This is a genomic window from Streptomyces sp. NPDC059851 (genome assembly GCF_042732005.1).
Taxonomy (GTDB): domain Bacteria; phylum Actinomycetota; class Actinomycetes; order Streptomycetales; family Streptomycetaceae; genus Streptomyces.
Genome location: NZ_JBHWJJ010000104.1, coordinates 23,685 through 29,684, shown reverse-complemented (window position 1 = coordinate 29,684; position 6,000 = coordinate 23,685). Strand labels below are relative to the sequence as shown.

Genomic DNA, 6,000 nt, shown 5'->3' with positions numbered 1-6,000 from the left:
CCCGCGCAGCGGCCCGATGCAGCGCCCGGACGGTTGCCTGGTGTCACAGGCCGGCGAGCGTGAGGGCGGTCGCGGTGACGGAACGCGCGAGGGTCGCCGCGAACTCCGTGTTGTGGTCCTGGTCGAGGAGGGTGTCACCCGGGGTGTGGTACTGCCGTGTGCCTGTGCCGGGCTCTCCGTCGGGCGTGGAGAACAGGTCCTCGGAGACGGCGATGGCCGCCCACCCCCGCTCGTGGAAGCTCGCGTGGTCGCTGCGGCCCACTGCCGGGTCGTCGGGGCCGGTGAGCTGCTGGACCGTCACCTCGGGGTCGATGACGGGCACCGTACGGGCGACCCGGCCTCCCAGCGCGTCGGACGCGTCCACGACCGGGCCCGGCACGGAGGATCCGGCGTGGATCTCGACGATGGGCGTGCTCCCCTCCTGCCGGCCCGCGATCATGTCCATCTGGAAGACCCCGGCGATGCGGTCCCCTGCCGCAGCGGCGGCCCGCGCGTAGAACTTGCTGCCGACGAGCCCCTGTTCCTCGGCGTTGAACAGCACGAAGCGCACGTTCCGGGTCGGGGCCCCGCCGTCGTCGAGCAGCGCCCTCAGGCACTCCGCCGCGGCCATGACGGCCGCTGTTCCGCTGCCGTCGTCGTCGGCACCCGGCGCGGGGTCCACCGCCGGATCGTAGGGGCGCGGCTCGCCGTCCGCGTCGACGAAGACGCCGTTCGCCGCAGTGGAGTCCATGTGCGCGGTGATGAGCACGGTGGAGTCCGCGCCGGGGACCGTGTGTTGGGCTTCCACGTTCAGCAGCCGGTGGTCACGCCACCGGAACGGGTGCCGTCGTACGGTCAGTCCGAGGTCCTCGAACCGGTGCGCCAGCGCCTCGACGACCCGCGCGTTGTCCTCGGCCGATGCGTCCCGGCTGCGGACCTTCGAACCGCCCTCGACCAGCGGCTCGATACCGGAGATGCACGCCACGTGCCGACGCAGCACCTCGGGAGTCACGGCCGCACGAACCGCGGCGACCGTCTGCGGGGAGGGAAGGCCGTCGCCGAGTTCCGCGGTGGGACGTGCCGGTGGGGCCTCTGCTCGGCGGTCGAGGAGCGCCGGGTCCGGTAGCAGCCGTTCCGTGTGTCCCGGTTTCGCACCCGGCAGGTGCACCTCCTCGACCGGGGCGCCGGCAGGAGCGGCGACATAGACACCGCCGGGCGCGGGCCCCAGCGGGGCGACCGGTGGAGCTGCCGTAGCCGCCAGTTCGTCGGCGACGAAACCGAAGACGGTCGTGGCGCGCAGCGCCCCCTCGGCCACCGACCGGGATGCGGACGGAGCGTCACCGTGCGTCCCGACGACCGGGAGCGGACGGTTGTCGCGGATGAGGAAGGCCGCGGTGTCCTCCACGTTCCCCCGCACGTCCACGGTGAACCCGGCCCGTTGGAGCGCTTCGACACCGCTCGTGCTCGCCATGGCGAGCACGAGCCGCTCGGAGGCGACATGTGCCGGAACGACCTCGGCCCCGTTCGCGACGACCGCCAGGTCGGGCAGTTCCCGGTCCTCCGGCAGCTCGATCCGTGCCCAGAACACGGGACGGTTCTCCACGGCCGCCGGGGCGAACACGGGGTGGGCGGCAGTGCGCATCCCCGCTTCCCGGGCGAAAGCGCGCTCCTGGGGGTCCTCGCCCACGAAGACGCAGTCACCTGCCGTGCCCGCCGTGCTGGCGACCGCCTCGTCGAAGAGCATCCGGTTGTTCTTCGGACCCCAATGGACGAGGCCGTCGTCCGTGAAACGGCCGGGGAACGCCTCACGCAGGGCCGCCGCGACCGTCGCTTGCTGAGTTCCCGGGTTGGAGATGATGCCCTGGGGAACGTCGGCGAGGGCGTCGAGCACCGCGGTCACACGTGGTAGGGGCAGGAGCGTCAGCGAGTCGTCGGCTTCGAGACGGGCATCCGCCAGGGTCCCCCCGATGTCGAAGAAGAGCACGGGCATCTGAAGTCCTCCGTGACCCGGAAGCCCAGGGGCCCTCGGCCAGGCCACGCGCCCGGCGAACGACCGGGCACGCTGCTCCGAGAACAGGCTCCCGACCACTCCATCCTCGTCCTGCGGCCGCGTCACCGCATCCCCGGCGCAGGGCGGACCCCTTTGAAAACCGCACAGTTGAAGCGCGGACGGCTGCGGGGTGCCGGGCACATCGCGCCGAGCCGTCCAGTTGCTGCCGGTGCCGCCTGGTGTGACGTTGGAAGGGACGCGCGCGAAGGGGCGGGGCGACGAGAGCGAGGAGCGCAGGAGGGGCCGTCACTGAGGGGCGGTGTACATAGTCATGTCACAGTTGGAAAGATTCCGCTACCACTTCACCGACGACCCGCAGGCACGGGGCACGCCTCCAGGTCCCGAGTCGGTGCGCGGGGTGAGTGCCCCGGAGGGCGAGGGCGCTGAGCGCCGGAGTTTCAACTCAGCCGAGTCCGCCGCACGCTTCTACCTGGCCGAGAAGCTCGCTCAGCAGGAAGCTCCGGCGCTGCGCGGGGCCGTGCGGGAGGACCGCCCCGAGCGGGTGCCCGACCTCACCTTGAGCACCGAGCGCCACCAGGCCGGCACGGGCACCACTCTGGTCCGCTTCGAGCAGACCCGGCAGGAGATCCCCGTCTTCGGCGCCGAGGTGCTGGTCGAGATCGACGAGAACCAGCGGCTGGTCGCGATGGACGGCAAGCTCGGCGAGGTGACGGGCGTCGGCTCCGTGCCGGAACTGTCGGGCACGGAAGCGCTGGAGCGGGTCAAGACGGCCACGGGGAGCACGGTCAGTGCCGAGGAGCTGCCTCCGCCGACCTTGGCGTACGTCAGCCGGAACGACCACTGGCACCTGGCCTGGCACCTGCGCGAGGTGCCGGCCCAACTGTCGGAGAACCGCCGTGAGGAGGGCCAACGCGGCCATGGACTAGGCGCGTCCCCCCGCGAGGCCTTCCCGCTCACCGGCTACCTCGTCGACGCGTACTCCGGCGAGATACTCAAGTCGTACGGGATGGCGCCCACGATCATCGTGCCCACCCGGCTGGAGGGCGAGGACGAGATCAGTGCCCGTCACCGTTTCCAGGGCAGCCGGCGGGACGGCTCCTTCCTCCTCCACGACCAGCAGCGGCAGATCGCCACCTACGACCTGGACTTCGCCGACATCGACACCGCCCGGTTGCCGACCTCGGCGATCGGCTCGCCGCAGGCGGACTTCGGTGCCGGGCACCGGGCCGGGGTCTCGGCGCACGTCAATGCCGAGCGAGTGGAGAAGTACTACCGCGACCAGCTCTACCGGAACGGCATCGACGACGCCGACATGGACCTGGTGTCCGTCGTCAATTGCACCTACCGCCCGCACGGGCCGGGACCCGAGTGGTTCAACGCCGTCTGGTACAAGAGGCGGATGTGGTACGGCCAGGTGTCCGACGGGGCCCGGCTGGTCAGCCTGGCCCGTCATCTCGACGTCATCGCACACGAGATGACCCACGGGGTGATCGAGACCTCCAGCAACCTGATCTACCAGGACCAGTCCGGTGCCCTCAACGAGTCGTTGGCGGACACGATGGGCGTCATCATCGCCAACTGGTACCAGGCGCCGGACCGCGACGACGTGAACACGTGGAACTGGGAGCTCGGGGCCGGACTGGGCGGCAACGGGCTGCCGTTGCGCGACATGAGCGATCCGACCCGGACCGGCGATCCCGACCACATGCGCGACTACCTGCACACGACGGGCGACAACGGCGGAGTGCACACCAACAGCAACATCCACAACAAGGCGATGTTCCACCTGCTCACCTCGGTGGACGCGGCGGGCCGGCCGGTCCTCAAGGCCGATGAGTGGTCGCTGCTGATCTACCTCTCCCTGGTGCGACTGTTGATGGAGTCGGACTTCTCGGACATGCACCGGGCGTTGCGGGACGTCACCAGTACGTACCTCTCCGGGAACGCTGCGCTGCGGACCGCCGCGCAGACGGCGATCGACCAGGCGTACCAGAAGGTGGGCATCACCATGGCGTGAGTGCCGGGGCTCCGGACCCGCCGCGGGTGCCCGGCCGGGCCGGGCCGGGCACCCCGGCTCGCACCACACCGAGTGCGTGAATGCGTCAACCCCTCCCGGGCGCTGCCGTTCTCCGCCCTCCCCCCACAGAAAGGGCCGACATGCCCACCGCATCCACCGACCCCGCACACCGCAGGTCGACCGGCACGACGACCCCGTACGACGTCGGCCTGCCCCTGCTCCGGCTCGTGCTCGGCCTGATCATGGCAGTCCACGGCACCCAGAAGCTGTTCGGGTGGTTCGACGGCCCCGGGATCCAGACCACGGGACGGTCCTTCGAGCAGGCGGGCTACCCGGCCGGCACGACCATGGCCCTGATCGCCGGTCTCACGGAGACGCTGGGCGGCCTGGGCCTGGTAGTCGGTCTCCTCACCCCACTGGCCGGTGCCGCGATCGTCGGAATCATGATCAACGCCATCGCCGTGACGTGGACCGGTGACGTGATCGGCCAGCAGGGCGTCGAGTTCGAACTCCTGATCGCGGCTGCTGCGGCGACACTGGCCATCACGGGCCCCGGCCGCTTCGCACTGGACCGCTTCGTCCCGGGCCTCCGCAACCACCGCGCGGTCTACGGGCTTGCGGCCCTGGTACTCGCAGTCGCACTGGCCGTCCTGTTCCTGCTGCTCAAGGAGTGATCCGGGGCTGGGAGAGGCCGGATGCAGGGCGCCAGCACATCGGAACCGGCCGACGCCGGACGGCGTGGGGGCGGCGTGGGTCCCAGTCCTAATCCGGGCCCCGGTCGTAGCCCTGGCGCAGCACGGGCGCGTTCGGGCGGTGGCGGTAATGGAGCCAGAGGACGAAGGCCAGGGAGGGCAGCACCAGGCCCAGCGCCGTGAGGACGAAGAACGCCGGAAAGCCCCTGATGTGCTCGACGAGCCAGGGAAAGTTCTGGCCGAAGAAGCCGACCACGAACGACAGCGGGAGGAAGACGGTCGCGAGGATCGTGAGCCGCTCCATCGTGGTGCTCTGCCGCAGGTTGATCTTGTTCTGTTCGACGGAGATCACCGCGATGTTGGCCTCCAGGACGGTGGCCAGGAGGTCGCGCTGCGCGGCCACCTCCTCGTTCACCAGCAGTAGGTGGTCGTGCACGTTGTTGAAGTACGGCAGCAGCTCGGCCGGCGCCCTGCCGGGCTTGAGCAGGCGGGCGAGTACCGCGAGCAGCGGGTGCACGGCGCGGTAGAAGTCGGTGGCCTCGCGGCGCAGGAAGTAGATCCGCTCGGTCGGGGCGACGGTCCCGGAGAAGACGGTGGCCTCGATCTGCTCGATGTCGCGGTCGAGTTCGGCGACGACCGGGGCGTAGCTGTCGACGACCTGGTCGAGGATGGCCCACAAGGTCGAGGCGCTGCCGGTGCGCAGCAGTTCGGGGCGCCGTTCGAGCCGGCTGCGGGCACCGTGCAGCTCGCTGGCGATGCCCTGGCGGACGGTGATCACAAAGCGCTCGGACAGGAAGACGCTGATCTCCCCGGTGTCGATCTCCTCGCGTTCGTCGTCGTAGCGGGCGGTGCGCAGGATGATCAGCTCGGTGCCGTCCTCGTACTGCTCGGCCTTCGGCCGCAGGTGGGAGGTCCGGGCGTCCTCGACGGCCAGTTCGTGCAGGCCGAAGCTCTGGCGCACCGTGTCCATCTCTTCGGCACCGGGTTCGAAGATGCCCAGCCAGACGAAACCGCCCTGCTGGCAGCACGCGGCCGCCCGCTCCAGCGACATCGGGCCCTCTTGCTGGCGCCGCCCGTCGCGGTAGTGGGCGCAGTCGACGATCATGGCGTTCCCTTCTGTGTCGATAGCGGGGCCGGGACGGGACGGGTACGGGTCGGGGTGGGACGGGGGGTGCGGGTTGCGGGGTGCGGGATGGTCCTGGGGTTCCAGCATCCCGCGGGCGGACGTCAGCGGCAGAGGAACGCCGCGCGGAGGTGCGCAGCTGCACGCCGACCGGTCCCGCCGGGTGGCGGAGCACCGG

Annotated in this window: 4 protein-coding genes; 2 read left to right on the top strand and 2 right to left on the bottom strand. The window is 70.7% G+C overall.

Features of this window, described 5'->3' with window-relative positions:
• Positions 1 to 43: 43 nt before the first annotated feature.
• Positions 44 to 1,969 (bottom strand): M20/M25/M40 family metallo-hydrolase, encoded by a 1,926-nt coding sequence (locus tag ACFV7Q_RS28310; RefSeq protein ID WP_385432506.1) that lies wholly within the window; start codon positions 1,967 to 1,969, stop codon positions 44 to 46.
• A 331-nt stretch (positions 1,970 to 2,300) separates the two neighbouring features.
• Between ACFV7Q_RS28310 and ACFV7Q_RS28305 the strand changes: the two genes are divergently transcribed.
• Both ACFV7Q_RS28305 and ACFV7Q_RS28300 read left to right on the top strand, forming a co-directional pair.
• Complete coding sequence (locus ACFV7Q_RS28305) at positions 2,301 to 4,007, top strand: M4 family metallopeptidase (RefSeq protein WP_385432504.1); 1,707 nt, start codon at positions 2,301 to 2,303, stop codon at positions 4,005 to 4,007.
• 140 nt (positions 4,008 to 4,147) lie between these two features.
• Entirely contained in the window at positions 4,148 to 4,681 is a 534-nt protein-coding gene (locus tag ACFV7Q_RS28300) for a DoxX family protein (RefSeq protein WP_385432502.1), read from the top strand.
• Between the two features lie 88 nt (positions 4,682 to 4,769).
• Here ACFV7Q_RS28300 and ACFV7Q_RS28295 read toward each other — a convergent pair whose 3' ends face one another.
• Positions 4,770 to 5,804: a magnesium and cobalt transport protein CorA gene (locus ACFV7Q_RS28295; protein WP_385432500.1), complete on the bottom strand. Its 1,035-nt coding sequence runs from the start codon at positions 5,802 to 5,804 to the stop codon at positions 4,770 to 4,772.
• Positions 5,805 to 6,000: the final 196 nt, after the last annotated feature.